General features: G+C 63.2%; 22 protein-coding genes. 6 read left to right on the forward strand and 16 right to left on the reverse strand.

Features of this window, described 5'->3' with window-relative positions; translation table 11 throughout:
- On the reverse strand, positions 1-300 hold a 300-nt coding region (locus H535_RS25900; RefSeq protein WP_155838722.1), incomplete at its 3' end, for a helix-turn-helix domain-containing protein.
- Between the two features lie 59 nt (positions 301-359).
- On the opposite strand from H535_RS25900, the gene H535_RS0115515 reads away from it, so the two are divergent.
- Both H535_RS0115515 and H535_RS0115520 read left to right on the forward strand, forming a co-directional pair.
- Positions 360-974, forward strand: a complete 615-nt coding sequence (locus H535_RS0115515) for a hypothetical protein (RefSeq protein ID WP_155838723.1) — start codon at positions 360-362, stop codon at positions 972-974.
- Positions 975-1,326: 352 nt separating this feature from the next.
- Positions 1,327-1,536: a hypothetical protein gene (locus H535_RS0115520; RefSeq protein ID WP_026820273.1), complete on the forward strand. Its 210-nt coding sequence runs from the start codon at positions 1,327-1,329 to the stop codon at positions 1,534-1,536.
- Positions 1,537-2,614: 1,078 nt separating this feature from the next.
- Here H535_RS0115520 and H535_RS0115530 read toward each other — a convergent pair.
- The 5 genes from H535_RS0115530 to H535_RS25910 all read right to left on the reverse strand — a co-directional run bounded on the left by H535_RS0115530 (position 2,615) and on the right by H535_RS25910 (position 7,468).
- Entirely contained in the window at positions 2,615-2,923 is a 309-nt protein-coding gene (locus H535_RS0115530; protein WP_155838724.1) for a hypothetical protein, read from the reverse strand.
- Positions 2,924-3,243: 320 nt separating this feature from the next.
- Positions 3,244-3,855, reverse strand: coding sequence for a TetR/AcrR family transcriptional regulator (locus tag H535_RS0115535; protein ID WP_026820275.1), 612 nt, complete (start codon positions 3,853-3,855; stop codon positions 3,244-3,246).
- Positions 3,852-4,061, reverse strand: coding sequence for a hypothetical protein (locus tag H535_RS30030; RefSeq protein WP_245580345.1), 210 nt, complete (start codon positions 4,059-4,061; stop codon positions 3,852-3,854). Before H535_RS30030 ends, H535_RS0115535 begins: the two co-directional genes overlap by 4 nt.
- 75 nt (positions 4,062-4,136) lie before the next feature.
- On the reverse strand, positions 4,137-5,909 hold the full coding sequence (locus tag H535_RS25905) for a CocE/NonD family hydrolase (protein WP_245580346.1): 1,773 nt from the start codon (positions 5,907-5,909) through the stop codon (positions 4,137-4,139).
- The gene (locus H535_RS25910; RefSeq protein ID WP_051299409.1) at positions 5,906-7,468 is read right to left on the reverse strand and encodes a BCCT family transporter; all 1,563 of its coding nucleotides are present in this window, start codon (positions 7,466-7,468) and stop codon (positions 5,906-5,908) included. The genes H535_RS25905 and H535_RS25910 overlap by 4 nt, the downstream gene beginning before the upstream one ends.
- Before the next feature lie 172 nt (positions 7,469-7,640).
- On the opposite strand from H535_RS25910, the gene H535_RS27920 reads away from it, so the two are divergent.
- Entirely contained in the window at positions 7,641-8,339 is a 699-nt protein-coding gene (locus H535_RS27920) for an AMIN-like domain-containing (lipo)protein (protein WP_051299410.1), read from the forward strand.
- Positions 8,340-8,405: 66 nt separating this feature from the next.
- Here the strand turns inward: H535_RS27920 and H535_RS25920 are convergent, their stop codons facing one another.
- The 3 genes from H535_RS25920 to H535_RS0115565 are packed head-to-tail and all read right to left on the reverse strand — an operon-like array spanning position 8,406 to position 9,884.
- Entirely contained in the window at positions 8,406-8,915 is a 510-nt protein-coding gene (locus tag H535_RS25920; protein ID WP_051299411.1) for a nucleoside deaminase, read from the reverse strand.
- Positions 8,916-8,958: 43 nt separating this feature from the next.
- The gene (locus H535_RS0115560; protein ID WP_026820276.1) at positions 8,959-9,453 is read right to left on the reverse strand and encodes a DinB family protein; all 495 of its coding nucleotides are present in this window, start codon (positions 9,451-9,453) and stop codon (positions 8,959-8,961) included.
- 2 nt (positions 9,454-9,455) lie between these two features.
- Positions 9,456-9,884 (reverse strand): HIT family protein, encoded by a 429-nt coding sequence (locus H535_RS0115565; RefSeq protein ID WP_026820277.1) that lies wholly within the window; start codon positions 9,882-9,884, stop codon positions 9,456-9,458.
- Between the two features lie 114 nt (positions 9,885-9,998).
- Between H535_RS0115565 and cds1 the strand changes: the two genes are divergently transcribed.
- Positions 9,999-11,090, forward strand: coding sequence for an L-cysteine desulfhydrase Cds1 (cds1, locus tag H535_RS0115570; RefSeq protein ID WP_026820278.1), 1,092 nt, complete (start codon positions 9,999-10,001; stop codon positions 11,088-11,090).
- A 54-nt stretch (positions 11,091-11,144) separates the two neighbouring features.
- On the opposite strand, the gene H535_RS0115575 is transcribed toward cds1, so the two are convergent.
- Positions 11,145-11,807 (reverse strand): MBL fold metallo-hydrolase, encoded by a 663-nt coding sequence (locus tag H535_RS0115575; RefSeq protein WP_026820279.1) that lies wholly within the window; start codon positions 11,805-11,807, stop codon positions 11,145-11,147.
- An 86-nt stretch (positions 11,808-11,893) separates the two neighbouring features.
- On the opposite strand from H535_RS0115575, the gene H535_RS0115580 reads away from it, so the two are divergent.
- Positions 11,894-12,331, forward strand: a complete 438-nt coding sequence (locus H535_RS0115580) for a Fur family transcriptional regulator (RefSeq protein WP_026820280.1) — start codon at positions 11,894-11,896, stop codon at positions 12,329-12,331.
- A 45-nt stretch (positions 12,332-12,376) separates the two neighbouring features.
- Here H535_RS0115580 and H535_RS0115585 read toward each other — a convergent pair whose 3' ends face one another.
- The 5 genes from H535_RS0115585 to H535_RS0115605 all read right to left on the reverse strand — a co-directional run bounded on the left by H535_RS0115585 (position 12,377) and on the right by H535_RS0115605 (position 17,815).
- Positions 12,377-13,273 (reverse strand): metal ABC transporter permease, encoded by an 897-nt coding sequence (locus tag H535_RS0115585; RefSeq protein WP_026820281.1) that lies wholly within the window; start codon positions 13,271-13,273, stop codon positions 12,377-12,379.
- Positions 13,274-13,275: 2 nt separating this feature from the next.
- Positions 13,276-14,142, reverse strand: a complete 867-nt coding sequence (locus H535_RS0115590; protein ID WP_081416734.1) for a metal ABC transporter ATP-binding protein — start codon at positions 14,140-14,142, stop codon at positions 13,276-13,278.
- Positions 14,123-15,199 (reverse strand): metal ABC transporter solute-binding protein, Zn/Mn family, encoded by a 1,077-nt coding sequence (locus H535_RS0115595; RefSeq protein WP_245580347.1) that lies wholly within the window; start codon positions 15,197-15,199, stop codon positions 14,123-14,125. Before H535_RS0115595 ends, H535_RS0115590 begins: the two co-directional genes overlap by 20 nt.
- Before the next feature lie 199 nt (positions 15,200-15,398).
- Entirely contained in the window at positions 15,399-16,469 is a 1,071-nt protein-coding gene (locus H535_RS0115600; RefSeq protein ID WP_026820284.1) for a hemolysin family protein, read from the reverse strand.
- Positions 16,469-17,815 (reverse strand): hemolysin family protein, encoded by a 1,347-nt coding sequence (locus tag H535_RS0115605; RefSeq protein ID WP_026820285.1) that lies wholly within the window; start codon positions 17,813-17,815, stop codon positions 16,469-16,471. Before H535_RS0115605 ends, H535_RS0115600 begins: the two co-directional genes overlap by 1 nt.
- Positions 17,816-17,869: 54 nt before the next feature.
- On the opposite strand from H535_RS0115605, the gene H535_RS29080 reads away from it, so the two are divergent.
- Complete coding sequence (locus H535_RS29080) at positions 17,870-18,019, forward strand: hypothetical protein (protein ID WP_155838725.1); 150 nt, start codon at positions 17,870-17,872, stop codon at positions 18,017-18,019.
- A 98-nt stretch (positions 18,020-18,117) separates the two neighbouring features.
- Here H535_RS29080 and guaB1 read toward each other — a convergent pair whose 3' ends face one another.
- The gene (guaB1, locus tag H535_RS0115615) at positions 18,118-19,569 is read right to left on the reverse strand and encodes a GMP reductase (RefSeq protein ID WP_026820286.1); all 1,452 of its coding nucleotides are present in this window, start codon (positions 19,567-19,569) and stop codon (positions 18,118-18,120) included.
- Positions 19,570-19,692 lie beyond the last annotated feature (123 nt).

Genomic DNA, 19,692 nt, shown 5'->3' on the forward strand with positions numbered 1-19,692 from the left:
CACCCGCACGATCTCCGCGACCGTCTCGTCCGGGATGGACGGCTTACGGCCCCGCCCTTTCTTGACCTTGCCCCAGTGCTTGAGCCCATCTGCGTCGAACGCGTCCCGCCAGGCACGCACCGTCATCGCGGAGACACCGTGTTCACGGGCGATGGTGCGGTTACCGACACCCTCGGCGGCCGCAAGGAGGACTCCGGCGCGGACCACCTCGCGGTGCGCGGCCGTGCTCGATCGGGCGACCCGCGTGAGGACTTCGCGGTCGGCCGGGGACATCATCAGAGGGGTTGCTGGAGCGGACATACTCCATTCTATCAACTCACGCTCTAACTATTTGCGTGACACACCACTAGGTTTCGTACATGACGACTATGGACATCGAGTCATTCTATGTCGAGGGTAATAAGACTGGCGCGCTGATCCGCCGGCTTTCGAAGGATTCCATCCAGACAACTCTCGTCTTCAAAATTGAAGACGGTTCAATCATCCATCTGTTCCAAGAGACCTGGTTCTCAACCGGGATTCTGGATTGGACCGAGTATAAGTATGTCGATCGTCTGGAAGGCACCAATGTCGAAGTCCGAGCTTCTACTGAACCCTCGTTGCGAGATCGAACTGTGAAGCCAATACCGAGCTATGCCGCCCATTTGGTGCTGAAGGACTTCCTCACCACCACTGAACGCCAGTGGGAATTCAGCCAGTTCGACGAAGATGTTCCGCTGGTGCCACGCCCTGCTGCCTTTGTTAGTCATGGGACCGAAAATGTTGAAACACCATGGGGAACAAGGGAGGCTTCGAAGGTAGTCCTGGAGGTCGATGGCCGCGAGGGAAACACCTTTTGGTGTATCGCCGGAGCAGTCGTGAAATCCGATTGGCAAGGGGCGACATCCTACGCCACCGACGATGTCGGGTTTGTCGTAAAGGGTCTGGATACGGCAGTGCAGTCGCTCCTGAAAACGGTCCTGGCTGAACCTTAAGAGAAGCGATAAACCCAGATGACCTCGCCCCATCACATCAATGCGCCTTGTTCGGTGAAGGATCCGCTTACGGCATGGTCCTCACCGACGATTCGCGCAGGCGACTTTGGATAATACGGCTTGTTGTACAGAGGACTACAGACCAATGTCCACACTCGGCTGCACTCGAGCCGTCTTCCTGCGCGACGGTATGCGTTTCGGAAAATGACATACTCGTCGGCGCCACGGAAATCCATCAGTTTCGAGCCGCTTTGGATTCCAGCAAGAGCCGGTAAGCGTCGACGCACGGTTCAGGACCCGACTGCCGGTCAATCGGACATACATCTCGGGGTCTCCTGGATACAATGTAGTTATGACCGTTTGGAGCCGCTACCTTTTCGGGGCCTCGATAATCATGGGCATAGCCGGGATCGTATTGGCGGTGCGGCTGCCCGAATGGTGGGGGCCCGTGTCGATTCTTATCATGGTCATGGCTGCTTCCGCGTTCCTGATCTGCTCCGTCCTCGATTACCGACGCAGGCGCACAGCGATCGAATCCGGAGAGCGGCAGCTCTCCCTATAGCCCACCGAGGGCAATCGACCGCCAATCGGGCAACCGCTCCTGGCCATCTGAATCAGCCGACCGACGGCCCGAAACTCTGCGCCGAAACCAACCTCCCGTATGCCGAGTTTCGAAACGGCACGCGTTTACGGCGACCCTCCCGGCAGCGCGGTCCGCGATCCCGAAACCGATCCTCTATCGATCACTGCCTTCACTGTTGAGGCGGAACGTGACCGGGGAAGTCTTGTTCTCCGATCCCTCCAGGCTGGTAGAAGGCCTCAACGAAACCGCGCGCCTCCTCAACGAGCTGCTCGCGAGACATTCGAGCGATCGCATCGGAACCGGTGGCATGTCCCGGCAACGGTGAGACCGACCGTGAATCCATAGGTTCCGTCATTAGGGCCGTTGAGCCAAGCGAAATCGTAACTCAACATCCCGTTGGGTTGCCGTCTCTCGCTGACCCTGAACAGTTCGTTGTCAACAGAGAGCTCGAGGTCTTCCATGCGGAAAGTATAGTTTCCGATCGTTCAAATGATTTCCAACCTGGCCGTGACCTTCGTCTTCGAATGAAGAGCAACCGATCCGGCTGCCCGCTGAGGGATCGGTTTGGGGGATTCAGGATTATGAAGCCGAGCTCATGCAGGCGGGGGTTTCAAGTTTTGTGGCGTCCATTTCGCCTGCTCATGAAATGACCGGTGGCGATGACCACTGCTGCGCAGAGGCACCCGACGAAGGAAACCCAACTCGCGTTGGCTTCACCCGGTGTGATGTCAAGCAGCAGAAAACGAGGAGCATCAGCCGACCGACGGCCCGAATGAGCCGTCCGAGCATGTTCGAGGTCATAGAAAACAGATACCTCCAGGACAGATCGGGTTGCAGTATGGGGACTGTTTAGCGCTGTTGTTGTCCCGGTTCCGGGACGGGAAGCTCGAAGATTGTGCCATAGTCCTCTTCGTAGCCGTAATCGACGCTCTTGACGCGGAGTCGCTCAGGGCTGACCTCAACGATCTGGACATTGATGGGCTTCCTCGCGGTCCTCCAGCGGTCTCCCTCGGGTACGAGATAGCAGAGAAGTTCACCATCGTCCGGGTAAGGCTGGTCAGGAACCGCCGGCCAGTGTCTGGACCTGGCGGTTGTGCCGGATGTTGAGGGCCACGGCGGGGATGGCCCCGATAAAGATCAGTCCGATCGCCCAATACCCCAGAACGTCGGACCAGGCGTAAAAGGAGAGCATGAGCAGGACAAGCGCCACCGCCCGATAGAGGAAGATCTTTCCGGGGTGGCGAGTGGGATGGCCTAAAAGCAGAGGGATCCTCTCGTCACGGTTGGCCTTGCGCAACTGCTGGAACGTCACAGTGAACATCACGGTGCCGGCAAGCCACGCCAGTGATCCTGGAAGTAGCGCCATACGATTCAGTTCAGCACAGGCCGCCGGGCCCATCAAAACTCATGCCCTGTCCGTCGCTGCTCCAACCACAGGCTGACCCGCCAAGCCGGAGGATGCGGCGGGTTGCTTTACAACAGCTGACCGCAGCTGGCCTGTGAGTGATCCGCTTACGGCGACTGTGCCATTGGAACCAAGCCGGTGGCCCATGTGGACGAGCTATTCCTGATGATCCATCCACTGGTGCTCGGCTCGGGGCACCGGCCGTTTGGTCCGGATGAGGAAGCGCTCCGACTGCAGTTGATTGACTGCACGCCCACCGCGAGTGGAGTGCTGATGGCGACTCAGCCGCTGAAGTCGGTGCCAAGTTCCGCAGTGAGCAACTGGCGCATCCACTGCTTGGCAGTGACGTGGCTCAGGCCGGCGGGATTCATACTGATCTGGGTGGCGATCCCGTCGGAGAAGGCTGCCACTTTGAGGGCAACTTCGGCCGGATCCACGCCCGCGGCGAATTCGCCGTCGGCGATTCCGCGTTTGATGGTTTCCTCGAAGCAGGTCTGCCAGATCCTGAGCCTGCCATAGTCCTCCTCGGCCAGTCCCGGCCGGGTGGAACTGGCGTTCCAGTATTCCAGCCACAAACGCCAGTGCGCAGCGGTTTCCTCGGCGCCGTCAAAAAGCGGATCGATCAGCGCCAGCAATGCGGCTTTCGGGTCCGGCTCGTCCCGCACCGCTTCCACCAGCGGTGTGTAGAACAGTTCCGCCTCCTGCAGCGCCGCCGCACCAATGATCTCGTAGACACTCTTGAAGTGATAAGTCACCGTCCCGAGGGACACTTCGGCCTGGGCGGCAATGTCGCGGAGGCTGGTGTGGCGCATCCCTTCACGCATGATGGCCTTGCGGGCCGCCTCGATAATCAGTTGCCGACGGACCACCGGCGAGTGCCGCTGCTTGCTCACGCCGAGGTTCGGGGTATCACGTCGTGCCAATCTGTTGTCGCCACCAGTTCCTCCTCCGCATCCGGCCGCCGGGCGTACGCCGTGACTGTATTGGTCAGCACGAACTTCTCCGCTTCGGCCGACAAATGCGAGCGCGTCTCCACCCGCGCCGTCCATCCGTCCTTCTCCAAGGCGATCGACCAGGCCGAGGCCGCCGACGCACTCAATGGGTTGCCTTGCTGTATCCGGTAAGTCTCCCGGCTGTATTCGGTGAACAACAAACCGTCCGGATACCTGCGTGATCAACCGTATCCGGGATCGACGTCGAGCACCCACTCGCCGGTGGCCGCGTCGTTCCATGTGCTCCGCTGCGCCGGAGCGATAAAGGCCGAGCTGACCTCGCCGTTGGTTTTGGCAAGCGCGTCGATGGGCAAGGGCCGGCTCTGCTCCGGCTCACCCATCTCCACGTCAGGGGTGTCGTCAGTGGGCCGATAGGCCGGAAGCTCCATCCTGCATTCAGCGACATCCAGCGTCAGCGCCGCCTCCTCGGCGTGCGGCCAAACCCATGGCCAGTAAGCCGAGGAGGTGGCAAGGCGGAGGGTGTGTCCGGCCGGAACCGCATATCCGACCGACACCATATCGAAGATGACGTCGACGGACTCCCCCGCAGGCATCGGATCGGCACGGTGGCGGCCGTTGCGCTTGTTCAGGTTGAGCACGCCGCGGGTGACCAACGTCGAAGAACCATCGGGGGCGACATCGCACAGCCGGGCGACGACGTTGGCCTGCCGCTGGTCGGAAGCGAGCTTCAGCCGCAGTTTCACCTTGCCGAGGAGCTCGACCGGCTCGGTCAGTGGCGCGAAATCGAAACTGGCCGAACGGCCATCCTCGGAACGCTGATCTGGCGGAAGATCCGTTTCATTGCCGTACGGGAAATACCGGCCGGCGTCCATACCCGTGTGCTGCGGTGATTTCACCACCGCCTGCCCCTGATGGACTGGCACATTGCAGCCGGCATCGGCCAGCCTCAGCGTCTGCGAAGTCACCGCATCGCTGGGCCAGCCGTCGAGACCGACCCACCGGCCGGGCCGCTCTTCGTAGTAGGTCGCCGGCCGGACGGCATCGGGCATGTAGGCACGCAACTGCGGTCCGGCGTCGGCCCCGTTCCGCACCCCCTTGAGCCACCGATCCCACCAGCGGACGGTTTCCTGCAGGAAACCCATCCCCGGTCCCGGCGCCAGGCCACGGTCCGGATACTGATGCGACCAGGGTCCGATGATCCCTCGCGCCGGGGATTCGAGGTTTTCCAGCAGCCGCAGCACGGTGTCGCGGTAGGGATCATGCCAGCCACCGACCGCCAGCACCGGTGCCTTAATGCTGGAATAGTCCTCGCACACGCTGCCTTGGCGCCAGTAGTCGTCACGTTCCTGATGGGACAACCAGGTGGCGCCCATCGGCCTGGTGGACTGCAGCCGGTCCCGCCACTGCTCCACCCACCGGTCGCCAACGACATCCGGCCGGGGCGGACGGGAGTTGAACGCAAACATGGTCCCGGCCCAGGACGCCATATCGATGCCCAGCATGGCCCCGCCCATATAATGGACATCGTTGTCGTAGCGGTCATCGCTGGAACACACTGTCACTATCGCTTTGAGCGCCTCTGGTGCGTGGGACGCCAGCTGCAACGAGTTAAAGCCGCCCCAGGAGATACCGAACATCCCCAGCGATCCGTCGCACCACGGCTGGGCGGCGATCCACTCGATGACAGCCAGCCCGTCCCGCTGCTCCTGCTGCGAGTATTCGTCGTCGAAATGCCCGTCCGAACTGCCGGTGCCGCGGATATCCACCCGGATCGACGCGTAGCCGTGGCCGGCGTAGTACGGGTGGCGCTCGCTGTCACGCGGCGCCGTCCAGTCATCCAGCCGGTATGGCAGGTATTCCAGCAGTCCCGGAACCGGTGCAGCCGTTGAGTCTTCGGGCCGCCAGATCCGGGCGTGCAGGCGGACACCGTTCGGCATCGGGATCCACGCATCCTCGGTGACAATTGTCCGTGGCAGAGGGTCCAAGTACTTCATCGGGCGGCCGCCTTTTCTGGTTCTTCGAGTCCGGGCAGCTTCTGCCCGACGTACACATGCATATGGTCATTTCGTTTGATCCACTTGATCAGCGAGGCAGCCATCAGCACATACATCGCCAGCACCGGTACGGATACCAGCACGGCCGAGGTCTGCACCACGTCCAGGCCGCCCACCACCATCAGCGAGATCGCGAGGGCGGAGAGCACCAGTCCCCACAGCAGGCTGTGCCACCGCGCCGGCTCCACGCCGTCGCGCAGTCCCTTGGTGGCGACGCTGGCGATGACGTAACTGGCCGAATCGAGTGAGGTGGCCAGGAAGATGAATCCCAGCAGCACAAAGAAGATCATCACCACGGTGGACAGCGGCAGCGAGTTGAGGACCGCGACGATGACGGCGGGTCCCCCTTGGTTATTCAGGATCCCCACCAGGTTCTCATTGCCGGTCAGCTGCAGATCCATGGCGTAGCCGCCGAAGACGGCGAAATACAGCCAGCTTCCGGCCGTGCCCCAGCCCAGCACGTTGACTATCAGCTCCCGGATGCTGCGGCCCTTGGAAATCCTGGCCACGAATATCCCGATAAATGGTGCGGTGGCGGCAAACCAGGCCCAATAGAACACTGTCCACGTCTGCGGGAAACCGCCGCCGTCGATAGGGTCGGTGTTCAGGCTCATGGCCATGAAGTTATCCAGCATCAGGCCCAGGCTGTCGGTGAAATAGGAGAGGATGAACATCGTCGGGCCCACCACAATCACGAAGAGGGCCAGGCCCAACGCCATGTAGACATTCCAGTCACTGAGGCGCCGAATGCCCTTGTACAGGCCGAGGTAGGCGCTGGCCGAGTAGATTACGGTCCAGATCAGCACGATGGCGATATTCAGGAAAATGCCCTGCTGGATTCCTGTCAGGTCGCCGATGACTGCAGCAACCATTGGTACACCCAGCCCAAGGGAAGTGCCCAAGCCGCCGATCATGCTCCAGATGACCAGCACGTCGATGGCCTTGCCCAGCAGGCCGTCGGCATGCCGGCCCAGGGCGCCGGCGCAGGCTGCGCTGATGCGCAGCGACCGGTTCCGCCGCACGAAGAAGCTGTAGGCCATCACCACGGCAGGGAGAGCATAGAGCGCCCATGCCGAGATTCCCCAATGGAACAGCCCATAAGCCACCGCCTGCTCGGCCGCAGCCGTGGTTTCCGGTTCGATACCGAACGGCGGGCCGACGTAGTAGTACAGCGGTTCGACGATGGACCAGAACATGATGCTGGTGCCCATCCCGGCACAAAAGAGCATGCCGCCATAGCTGAACCTGGAGAACTCGGGTTCATCGCCGGTCCGGCCGAGTTTCACCTTCCCGTAACGGCTGAAAACCAGCCACAGCAGCATGGCGAACAGTCCAATGGTCAGGAACTCGAAGGCCCAGTCCAGTTGGAACGTCACGGCCGTCATGACATCCTGCAGTACCGGACCAGCTGTGTCCCGGAACATCACCAATAAGCCTGTGGCCACCACCACCAAGGTGATCGAAGGCCAGAAGATTGCCTTGTCAATTGTCGTCTTCATGCAGAATTGAACTCCGTTGACGTCGAGTGCTGCCGGACCGGGTGGAAGGGCTTATCGGTCAGTTGAACGGTACAGAAATGACGGAGCCATGGCCAGTTCGGGTCCATCCGGCCGTCCCCTGCCGGCCTTGGACGGACTAGATTGGAAAGGGAGGCGCCGAGAGGGGGAAGCAATGTTTCTGAACGCAGCGCGGCACATGGGTATTGCAGTTACCTTGATGCTCGCGGCGCCCCTGATGACCGGCTGCGACGCCGCCGAAGACGCCGGCACAAAAGCCGGCTCGCAGGCATCCGGCCAACCGGCCACGGAAACGGCCGGCACGCCCACGGTCACCACCCCGGATCAGCCCGCCACGGGTCCGGATCCGGCACCGTCGGTGGCCGAACTCGAAGATCCTGCTGTGCCGGAAGAAAGCACACCACAAAGCGGATCAGGAAACGCGACGGCGGCCAATCCTGCCGTCGTCGCCGATATCCGGGCCGGCCGGCATGCAACGTTCGACCGGGTGGTCATCGATTTCGAACCAGGAGCGCTGCCCTCCTACGAGGTGGCATGGGTGGATCCGGAAGACTCGTTTCACCGGCCTGGATCGGGCAAACCGGTCCGGCTGGAGGGTAACCGGGTGCTGGCAGTGACGCTCCGGCCCGCGGTCAACCGCGATCCCGCCGTCGTCACTGCCGATCTGCCGGCGGTCCGTGAAGTTAAAACCTTCGGAAGCTTCGAAGATGTTGCCTCACTGGCCATCGGGGTTTCCACCACCCATGGCACGGCTCAGGAGGTTGGCTTCCGGGTGACGACTATCGAACAGGGGCCGCCGCGGCTGGTGATCGATGTCGCGCATGCTGACGCCTATTCGACGCAACTCGAATGAACGACGTCGGCGGCGCTGAAGGGCGGGCCGCCGGCCTGTTCGATGGACGTGGTCGACTAAGTACTGTCAGGTCGTTGTGCCCGGCCCGCCGATGGGCAGGCCGCGCCGGCGCCACATCTCCATCTGCAGTTTCCGTACTTCCTCCGCCAGCTCCGGTTCCGGGCCTTCCACCGCCACCCGCGGGGCCACCTCCTGGACGGGCAACGGCCGGACCGGCGACGGCGGTGCGCCCCATTCGGCCAGCCACCCGCTCAGTTGCCGCGAGGAACTGGCATAGACAATGCGGCCCAGACCCACCCATCCGTGGGCGGCTGAACACATCGGGCAATGTTCGCCGGAGGTGTAAACGGTGGCCAGTGCCCGCGCGTCGCCGGACATGTTGTTGGCAGCCCACTGGGCCAGTGCCAGCTCCGGGTGCCGGGTATTATCCCCCGCGGCGACACGGTTCCGGTCCTGCCGCAACACCTCGTCATCGCCAGTGACCAGCACCGAGCCAAACGGCTCGTCACCCGCTTCGAGCCCTTCCCGGGCCAACTCCACGGCGGCGGCAAGATGTTTCAGGTCCTGCTCGTCCACGTTCCTCACCTCTCACGTTCCACGCAACCGTCGGCTCCGGCTGCTATTCCCCAGTCACGCCATCGAGCAATTCGCGGAGGATGTCGATATGGCCACAGTGCCGGCCGGTCTCTTCGACCATGTGCACCAGCACCCAGCGCACGTTGTGGCCATTGTCCACCGTGCATGGATCATCCAGCCAGTAACGGGCCGTGACCTCCTTGGACTCGGCACACGCAGCTTCGTAGTCGGCAATGATTTCCTGCAGGCTGTCGGCTTCACTCACCCGGAATTCGCCGTCGTGGTCTTCATCCGACCAGCGGTAGGTCACATCGTCCTGGCCGTCGACGTCTTCGCGGAACCAGCTGCGTTCGACGTCGGCAAGATGCCGGATCAGCCCGGAAACACTGGAGTCGGAGGGCAGCAGGCGGCGGGCGGCGTCGGCGTCGCTGAGCCCTGTCGCCTTGTAGACAACGGTTGCCCGCAGGAAATCGAGGAACCCCTCCAGGGTCTCTCGCTCCCCCGCCGCGTCCGGCGGTTCCGGGCGGTTGTTTCCCATCCTCAGGCTTCCGGCACAACGGCGCTATGGCCGGCGTCGCGCAGTGCTGTCCGCAACGTCTGTGCATTGGCATCGAGCCGCTGCGGATCCGGGTTATGGTCCACCTGGCTGAAGTCGAAATCTGCCATCGAATTGGTGGGCCAGACATGCATGTGCAGATGAGGAATCTCGAACCCGACAATTGTCATGCCAATCCGCTCGCACGCGAACACGCCGCGCTGTGCCTGGCCGATTGCCTGAGCCACTGACGTCATCTTCAACAACAGGTCGGTTGGCGCATCAGTCCACTGGTCGACTTCCTGGCGCGGCACCACGAGGGTGTGTCCGTCGGTGAGCGGACCGATTGTCAAAAATGCCACGAGATCGTCGTCCTTCCAGACGAAACGTCCCGGAATCCCACCTTCGATTATCTTGGTGAACAGCGTGCTCATCGCCTGTAGCCTCCCATTGCCATAGCCTTTGCTCCTCGCAGGCCACTATTCCATCCAACAGTGAATTGTCCAGCACGAACGCCGCCGCAGCGCCGACTGGCTTATGGTGGCATGGTGAGATCGGAACTGAACCACCCCATTGCCGCCCGCCAGTGGACGGACGAAGCCATCCGCCGCATAGAGGCCGATAACAACCGTTCGGCCGACACGCATCTGCACGCCGTCGAGTTGCCGGAACATTGGGGCGTGGAGCTGTACCTGAAAGATGAATCGACGCACCGCTCAGGCAGCCTCAAGCACAGACTGGCCCGGTCGTTGTTCCTTTTCGGCCTGGTGAACGGCTGGATCACAGCCGGAACCACGATCGTGGAGGCCAGCAGCGGCAGCACCGCGGTGTCCGAGGCGTACTTCGCCCACCTGTTGGGCCTGGATTTCATCGCCGTGATGACGGACAGCACCAGCAGCGAAAAGATCGCGCTGATCGAACAGTACGGCGGAACCTGCCATTACGTACGAAGTCCCACTGAGGTCTATGCCGCCGCCCAGCAGCTGGCAGCCAGCACCGGCGGACATTATTTGGATCAGTTCACCTATGCCGAGCGCGCCACGGACTGGCGCGGCAATAACAACATTGCCGAGTCCATCTTTGAGCAGCTTCGGCTGGAACCGCATCCGGTACCGGCATGGATCGTCGTCGGTGCCGGCACCGGCGGCACCAGCGCCACCATCGGCCGCTACATCCGGTACAACCGGCACCAGTCCCGTCTCGCTGTCGTCGACCCGGAGAACTCCGCCTTCTATCCCGCCTGGCGGCGCGGCGACACCACCTACGAAACCGGTCTGGCCTCACGGATCGAGGGGATCGGACGCCCGCGGGTGGAGCCAAGCTTCATCCCGTCGGTGATCGACGAAATGCTCCAGGTGCCCGACGCCGCTTCGATCGCGGCCATGCGGCACCTGAACCGGTTCGCAGGGCTGCATGCGGGCCCGTCGACCGGAACAAATCTCTGGGGTGTGTGGCAGTTAGTCAGCCGGATGGTCGCCAATGGTGAACGCGGCAGCATTGTGTCCCTGTTGTGCGATGGCGGGGAACGCTACGCGGGCAGCTATTACGACGACGGGTGGCTGGCCGAGCGGGGACTCGACCCGCCACCCTATGAAGCGGCGATTGAAGACTTCTTCGCCACCGGGCGGTTCAGCGGCTGAGGTTGGCCGGCACCCCGCTGCCCGTCCGGCGGGCACGAGCGGCGGCGAAACCAACTACAGCTCGACCGACTCCCCCGTCTCGAGATGCTCGAACCCGGTGCCGTAGTAGGAACCGATGCGCTTGACATGCTTTTCCACCGTGTTGACCCCGTCCTGGTTCAGCAGCGCGTCGTGAATCTGGTACGCCCTTGGGGCCCGGCCCGCGATGACGAAATCGATCACCTCGGCCGTCTTCGACCACGGGGCGTGCACCGGCACCAGCAGGGTCCTGGGCTGCACTCCGTGCGGGATCACGAATGAATCGCCCGGGTGGTAGACGTCGTCGTTAATCAAGTAGCCGATATTGGCGACCAAGGGTATCAGCGGATGAATCAGCGCGTGTTGACCGCCAAAGGTCTTCACGTTGAAACCGGGCAGATCCAGCGTGGTCTCAGGCATCACGTCGATGATCCGGGACTCGGCCGGTGACCCGCTGGCCCTACCGCGCAGGTCCGTGGCAACCGGCTGCGGGGCGAACACCTCCAGTGAGGTGTTGCCGTGCAGCGCCTCCAGCAACGCGTCGGCGTCCACGTGGTCGGGATGTTCGTGGGTAATAAGCACCTGGTGGGCGCCCTCGAGCGCCGCTGCGCTCTCGGAGTAAATCCCCGGGTCGATGACGAGGATGTGCGAATCCTGTTCCAGCCGGATACATGAGTGAGTGTACTTCGTCAGCAACATAGCCCCAGCGTACCCTCAAGCTGCGGCTGATAAGCTGGAATTGGCCAGTCGGCCGGCACCCGCACCATTGTTCGAAAGGCGTATCGATGCCACGCGCAGCTTCATCCGGTACGGATGCGCCCCGCCGCCCGCCTGAAACGCGGGTGACCAAGCAGCGGATCGCCGTCGGAAGCGCCCTGGACGAGCTGGACGACTTTGTCAGCACCCAGGAGCTGTACCGCTTGCTGCACAAGCGTGGCGATTCCGTCTCGCTGGCCACCGCTTACCGCATCCTGCAGTCCATGGCCGACGAAGGCGCCGTCGACGTATTGCGGAACAGCGACGGCGAGGCCGTGTACCGGCGTTGCGAGGCTTCGGCCCACCACCATCATTTGATGTGCCGCAATTGCGGGCGCGCAGTGGAGATTGAAGCGCCGACCGTGGAGAAATGGGCGGCACAAACCGCAGCCGACCATGGCTTTACCGAAGTCACCCATACGGTGGAAATCTTTGGTCTCTGCCCTGAGTGCACCGACGGGCAGTAGGCGCGCCGCAGGCAGGAGCTGCAACCAAGCGGCGAAACCCTGGAGTCAGACCACCGGGCCGCTGCGCGTCAGCGCCGGCGAACCGCGTCTTTGGTGGCCATGGTGCCTCCGCCGGGTGCCGATGAACCGGCAGAGTAGGTAAATCAGGAACGAAATAGTTGTGACATAGGGGCTGATGGGAATCCGTCCGCCTACTGCCACCAGTATCCCGCCGACGACGGCCGTCACCGCGAAGATCACGCTGAGCAGCACCACCAGCCGCGGCGACGACGTCACCCGCAGGGCCGCGGCCGCGGGCGTGATCACCAGGGCCAGCACCAGCAACGCGCCCACCACCTGGATGGACAAGGCCACGGAGACTCCGAGCAGGAACATAAAGACAATCGACAGGGCGTTGACCGGCAGGCCCCGCGCCTCGGCCATGTCAGGATCGGCACTGGCAAAGGTCAGCGGCCGCCAGATCAGCAGCAAAGCGGCGATGACGACGACGGCGCATCCGGCCAGCAGGTTCAGTTGCACCGAATCCACCGAGACAATCTGGCCGGTGAGCAACCCGAACTTGTTCGCCGAACGACCCTGGTACAGCGAAATGAACAGGATTCCCAGACCCAGCCCAAACGGCATCAGGACACCAATGATCGAATTCCGGTCCCGCGCCCTGAAGCCGAGCACCCCCAGCAGCATGGCTGCCACCACCGAGCCAACCAGGGACCCGAAGACCACGTTGGCACCGATCAGCAGGGCGAAGGCGGCTCCGGCAAAGGACAGCTCCGCAATGCCGTGAACGGCGAAGGCCATGTCACGCATCATCACGAAGGTGCCGATCAATCCGCCCACCACGCCCAGCACCGCGCCGGCGATGATGGAGTTACGCACCAGCGGCAGCAGCTCGGCATAGTTGTTGAAATTGAACGTCGCTTCGAGGAAGTCGTTGAAGTCCATGCTCAGGCCTCCCCATGCTCATGATGGTGCGTGGTGGCGTCCGGCTGGCCGACGACGACGATCCGCCCGTTGCTGCGCAGCACTTCCACGTGCGTGCCATACATCTCGGAGAGCACGTCGGTCCTCATGACCTCCTCGGGCGTGCCCACCCGGAATTGGCCGCCCGCCAGGTACAGCACCCGGTCGACATACTCGATCACGGGATTGATCTCATGGGTGACAAAGACGACGGCACTGTCGGCCGTGCGGCATTGCTCGTTGACCAGCCGGCTCACCGCCTGCTGGTGATGCAGGTCCAGGGACAACAGCGCCTCGTCACACAGCAGCACCGCCGGATCGGTGGCCAGCGCCTGGGCCACCCGGAGGCGCTGTTGTTCGCCGCCGGACAACAACCCGACCGGAACGTCCGCATACCCGGAAGCGCCCACCAGCTCCAGCAGCTCATCGACCCGCCGGGCGTACTTCCGTCCGTCCAGGCGCAGGCCCCAGCGGTGACCATCGACGCCCAGGCCCACCAGGTCCCGGGCACGCAGCGGCGTGTCGGGGGCAAATTGCTTCTGCTGCGGGATGTAGCCGATATCCCTGCTCCCCCGCCGCACCGGTTTGCCCTGCAGCTGCACGCTCCCGGAGGTGAGCCGCTGCAATCCGAGCAGCACCTTGAGGAAACTCGTCTTGCCGGAACCGTTGGGGCCGAGCACGGCCAGGAATTCGCCCGGCTGGATGTCGAGGTCCAGGTCCTTCCACAGCGTGCGGTCGCCGAAGGCGAGCGAAGCGGAATCCAGCCCTACCGCGGGGGCGGGTATCTTCGTGTCCCCGCTTCCAGCAGGCTCTTGAGCTGTATGGCCGGGATCAGGAGTCGGTCGATGCATTCAACGCCTGCTCGATGTTGTCCACGTTGGTGCCCATCCATTCAAGGTAATCGCTGGACTCCGGCAGCGTCTCGGTAAAGCTGACAACCGGTATGCCCGCTTGGACTGCGACCCGCTTGACCGTTTCTGTCTGGGCGCCGGCCGTTTGGGGGTTGTAGGCGAGGAACTGCACCTTCTCCTCCGACAGCAAGTCCCGCACCTGGCGCAGCACCGCAGGGGCGACTCCATGGCCCTCTTCAATCGCCTGGCTGAACTCCGGCGGCGTCTTATTCTCCAGTCCGGCATCGTCCAGCAGGTGAACCGGCACGGGCTCCGTAATCGCCACTGGTGCACCGTGATGGGACTGCCTGATCTGGCCCAACTGGTCCTGCAACTGACCGGCCCCGGCGGCAAAGCGGCCGGCATTGGTGTGGTACTCATCGCGGTTTGCCGGATCCAGCTCGCCCAGCTTCGCGGCAATCTGCTGACTCAGCGCGGACATGGCAGCCAGGTCATACCAGACATGCTCGTTGCCCGAACCGTGATCATGTCCGTGGCCGCCGTCGTGCGCGCCACTGTGTTCCTGATGTCCGCTGTGCGCGCCACCGTGTTCCTGATGCCCGCCGTGCGCGCCTTCGCCGGCGTCCCCGCCCGGACCGCCTTCACCAGGACCGGCGGCCTCCACTGCAGTCAGCACGTGTTCGGACGCCACTCCGGTGTCTTCGGCCAACCGGTGCAGGAAGGTGTCATAGCCGCCGCCGTTTTCCACCACCAGATCCGCCTTGGACACCTTCAACTTGTCCCGGACCGTTGCCTCGTAGGAATGCGGATCCTGGCTGACGCTGTCGATGATGGATGTCACCTCGACATTGCCGCCCGCTACGGCCTCGACAATACTGCCGTAGGCACTGGTGGAAGCGACCACGGAGATGGAGCCGTCGTCCTCTGCCTCCGGCTGCTCCGAGTCGGAACCACACCCGGCCAGCGAGACGGCGGTGGCCACGGCCAGCACCAGCCAGAGGGAGGTCAGGCTTTTCCTACGGTTGCTGGTGCCCCGCATGTGTAACCCCGGTTCCACTCACGAATGAGAATAAGAGATATGTACCGATCGGAGAGTCTACCGCAAACGCGAATCATTCGCATCAAGTGCAACCGGCGGGCCAACAGGGCGGGCGCCGGGGCCAACAGGGCGGGCGCCGTAGTCACGCCGGTGCCCGGTCATGCTGTCGGCGGCTATGCCTCGCACGCCGGCGCGGCGTTGTCTGTCCCCCGGGCGGCTACGCCTGGCGCGGGCCTCCCAGCCGCCGCAGCCCCTGGGCCTGCGTGGCGTCGCGGATCTCACCGACCAACTGCTCGATCACGTCCTCCAGGAACAGCACTCCGGTGGTGGTGCCGTCTGCGGCCATCACACGGGCCAGATGCGAGCCGGTGCGTTGCATAATCGTCAGCGCATCCTCGATTTCCTCATCGACACTGAGGTTGGCCATTGTGCGTACACGGTTCTCCTCCACCCGCGTCTTGTAGAGGGACTCATCCATGGACAACACGTCCTTCAGATGCAGATACCCGGTCATGCCCCCACTCGAATCCACCAGCACGAACCGCGAGAATCCGGTCCGTGCCACGGCGCGTTCAAACTCCGCGGGAGTGGTGCCCACGTCCAAGGTGACGATGTCCCGGACAGGGACCATGATCCGTCCCGCGGTGTACGCGGAGAATTCCAGGGCCCCGTTGAGCAGTCCGGTGTCGTCGTCGAGCAGGCCTTCGCGGGTGGATTCCTCCACGGCCACGCGGACTTCTTCCAGGGTGAAGGTGGAGGAGACTTCGTCCTTCGGCTCGATCCGCAGCAACCGCAGCACATGGTTGGCTGACCAGTTCAACGTGGCAATCACCGGGCGCACCACCTTGGACACCATGACCAGCGGCGGGGCAAGGAACAAGGCCGCCTTGTCGGCGACGGACACGGAGAGGTTCTTCGGAACCATCTCCCCGAACGTCACGTGCAGGAACGTCACCAGCAACAGGGCAATGCCGAAAGCGGTGCCATCGGCGATCCCCGCGGGCAGCCCCGCAGCTTCCATCGGCACCACCAGCAGATGGTGGATCGCAGGCTCGGAAATATTGAGCAGCAGCAGCGAACACACGGTGATGCCCAGCTGTGCACAGGCGAGCATCAGGGACACGTTTTCCATCGCCCACAGAGTGGTTTTGGCGCGTTTGTTGCCTTCCTCTGCCAGCGGCTCGATCTGGCTCCGTCGTGCCGACATCACCGCGAACTCGGATCCGACAAAGAAGGCGTTGCCCAGCAGCAGGATCACCAGCCAGAACAAACCGGCCCAGTCACTCATCAGGCACCATCCGTTGCGTCGGCTTCGTTATCGTCCTGCGTCTCTGCCGTCTCCGGACGGTATTCGAAACGCACCCGGTCGATGCGTCGCTCGTCCATCCGATCAACCTCGAGGACGCCGCCGGGAAGTTCCACCATGTCGCCGACTTCCGGGATCCGGCCCAACTCGGCCAGGATGAACCCGCCCACAGTTTCGTATCCGGATTCGTCCGGCACGGACAGCTCCGGAATCTGGTCGCTGACTTCATCCGGGCGCATGATGCCCGGGAAATACCAGTCGCCCGCGGGGCTCTGCAGCACACCGGGTTTCACCTTGTCGTGCTCGTCAGATACCTCGCCGACAATTTCCTCCACCAGGTCTTCCAGGGTGGCGACGCCGGCCGTGCCGCCGTACTCGTCGAGCACGACGGCGAGCTGCAGATTCGCCTCCCGCAGTTCCTGGATGAGGTCGTCCAGGTGCACTGTTTCAGGCACCCGGAGCACATCGGTCATCAGGGCCGCCGCTGCCAGCCCGCTGCGGCGGTCGGCCGGCACGGCCACTGCCTTCTTCACGTGTACGACGCCGCGGATGTCATCGGGAGATTCGCCCAGCACGGGAAACCGGGAGTATCCGGTGCGCCGGGCGGCATCGATAATGTCGGTCACCGGCTGGTCCGACTCCAGAGTCTCCAGCCGGGTGCGCGGCGTCATCACGTCGTTGGCGGTCCGGTCGGTGAACCTGAGCGTCTTGGCCACGAAGTTCGCGGTGCCTTCGTCAAGGGTGCCCATCTGCGCAGAGCGCCTGACCATCGAGGACAGTTCGGCCGGTGTCCGTGCTCCCGAAATCTCTTCCTGGGCCTCAATGCCGAAAATGTTCAAAACCTTGTTGGAGAAACCGTTCAACAGCACGACGCCCGGCTTGAACACGGCGGTGAACGCCAATTGGGGACGTGCCAGCGCCTTGCCCACCGCCAACGGCAAGGCAATGGACATGTTCTTCGGCACCAGTTCGCCCAGCAGCATCGAGAACAAGGTGGCCAGCGTCATCCCCACCACTGCGCCAATAGGCGTCACCGCACTGCCGGGAAGGCCGAGCGCTGTCAGGGGTTCGCGGAGCAACGCACTGATGGCCGGTTCCAGCACGAAACCGGTCAGCAAGGTTGTCAGGGTAATACCCAACTGGCAGCTCGACAGCTGGGTGGAGAGCGATTTGAGGCACTTCAGCAGCGGCTCCGCGCGCCGGTCTCCATCGGAAACAGCACGGCGGACTGTGTTCTGGTCCAAGGCGACCAGGGAAAACTCAACGGCGACGAAAAAACCGGTTCCGAGTATGAGCAGCAAGCCTGCTGCGACTTGGATCCATTCCACTAACGCCGCACCGCCTTACCTGCGGCCCGGTGGAAAGGCTCGGGAGCCTGCGCCGTGCATCCGGTATCAGCCGGACTGGAAGGCTCCAATCGTGATGGTCGGGAGCGGCGGGCACGAGCGCTGGGTCGGCCGGCGCTGCGGGACGACGGCGTGCTGCCCGCCGACCCGCACCGGCACCTGGATGAGCTTTCCATAGAGATTTAAGAATACAGGACGAGCGCGGCATCAAAAGCAGCCGTGCACAAGACCGGACAAGATCGGCAATGACCGGCAAAGACCGGAACTGCACCGCCCGTCGGGCACTACCAGCTTTCCTGCAGGGGCCGGCCTTCCTCGTAGCCGGCTGCGGACTGCACACCCACCAGGGCACGTTCCCGGAATGCAGCCAAGTCGGCCGCTCCGGCGTACGTCATCGAGCTGCGCAGCCCGGCGGTAATCATATCGAGCAGGTCCTCCACACCGGGCCGGGCCGGGTCCAAATACATCCGCGAAGAGGAGATACCCTCCTCGAACAGTCCCTTCCGCGCCCGGTCGAATGATCCTTCACGCTGGGTACGGTTCTGCACCGCACGGGCCGAGGCCATGCCGAAACTTTCCTTGTACTGCCGACCGCTGCTGTCGGTCTGCAAATCCCCCGGGCTCTCGTAGGTTCCGGCGAACCACGATCCGACCATCACCTGGCTGGCTCCGGCCGCCAATGCCAAAGCGACGTCGCGGGGATAACGCACCCCGCCGTCGGCCCATACGGAGGCGCCGAGCTCAGCGGCTGCCTCGGAGCATTCCAGCACGGCCGAAAACTGCGGCCGCCCAACAGCTGTCATCATCCGCGTCGTACACATCGCTCCCGGGCCGACACCGACCTTGACAATGCTGGCTCCGGCCGAGACAAGGTCTTTCACCCCGTCGGCGCTGACCACGTTCCCGGCCACCACCGGCACCTCGGGATCCAGCGACCGCACCGCTTCGAGCGCGTCGAACATCTTCCGCTGATGCCCATGGGCGGTGTCCACCACCAGCACGTCCACCCCGCCATCGAGCAGGGTTTTGGCCTTGGTCTTCACGTCCCCGTTAATGCCGACGGCGGCGGCGACCTTCAACGCCCCGCGGGAGTCGACAGCGGGCCGGTAGATCGTGGAACGGAGCGCACCGGTGCGGGTCAGCGCTCCTGCCAGCCTGCCATTGCGGGTCACGGGAGCGAAGCTGGTCCCGGCCGAGTCCATAGTGTTAAAGGCTTCCTTGAGCGCCTCGTCCCGGTCGCCGTCGAACAGCGCCGCGTCAATGACCGGCGCGTTGGTGCGCATGACCGACTCAAGGGACGAAAACCGGTCCACGGATTCACAGTCCGAAGGCCGGACCACGCCCGCCACCTGCATGTCCGGGCCGACGATCACGACGGCACCATGCGAACGCTTATGCATCAGGTGCAACGCGTCAATCACCGTGTCGGAAGGCTTCAGGTGAAGGGCGGTTTCGAATGTGTCGTGCCGGCCTTTGATCCAGCCGGTGACTTCAGTGAGCACATCCAAAGGAATATCCTGCGGCAACACCGCAAGACCTCCGCGCCGGGCCACCGTTTCGACCATCCGGCGTCCGGTCACCGCCGTCATATTGGAGACCACCAGCGGGATGGATGTACCGGTGCCGTCGTCGCTGGCCAGATCCACGTCGAGCCGGGAGACAACCTCGGACCGGGACGGAACAAGGAAGGCATCCGAATATGTCAGGTCGGTCGATGGGGTGTTGATGAAACGCACGAGGCACTCCTGTCTTGGTTGCCCAACTAGTCTAATAGCCCCCGGTGACAGTTTTGTCACGCCTTTTGGCGCCCACTTTCCACCCCGCCTCCAGCCCGTGACGACTCGCCCGCGGGAATTCCT

The organism is Arthrobacter castelli DSM 16402, assembly GCF_000430705.1.
GTDB lineage: Bacteria > Actinomycetota > Actinomycetes > Actinomycetales > Micrococcaceae > Arthrobacter_C > Arthrobacter_C castelli.